Origin of the sequence: Pseudoalteromonas sp. S3260 (assembly GCF_005886925.1) — a bacterium.
Classification (GTDB): domain Bacteria; phylum Pseudomonadota; class Gammaproteobacteria; order Enterobacterales; family Alteromonadaceae; genus Pseudoalteromonas; species Pseudoalteromonas tetraodonis.
Genome location: NZ_PNCV01000309.1, coordinates 1 through 365, shown reverse-complemented (window position 1 = coordinate 365; position 365 = coordinate 1). Strand labels below are relative to the sequence as shown.

The window sequence follows — 365 nt, the reverse complement described above, 5'->3', positions numbered from 1 at the left end:
CTCAAGTAAGAATTCACCTAACTTTTCGGCCATTGCTTGCTCAACAGCAGATTTTACTTCGCTGGAAACAAGTTTATCTTTGGTCTGCGATGAGAACTTTGGATCTGGCACTTTAACGCTAACAACTGCGGTTAGACCTTCACGGGCATCATCGCCACTGGTCGACGCATTGGCTTTTTTGTTAAGGCCTTCTTTCTCCATATAACCATTCAATGTACGGGTGAGCGCTGCACGGAAACCAGCTAAGTGCGTTCCACCATCACGTTGAGGAATATTATTGGTAAAGCAGAAAATACTTTCTTGGAAGCCATCGTTCCACTGCATCGATACTTCAACGCTGATGCCATCTCCACGCTCATGGGTGA

1 pseudogene is annotated in these 365 nt (G+C 45.8%); it reads right to left on the bottom strand.

The window, feature by feature from the left end:
* Nucleotides 1–365, bottom strand: a pseudogene (gene gyrB, locus CWC14_RS18595) (DNA gyrase subunit B); the annotation flags it as partial.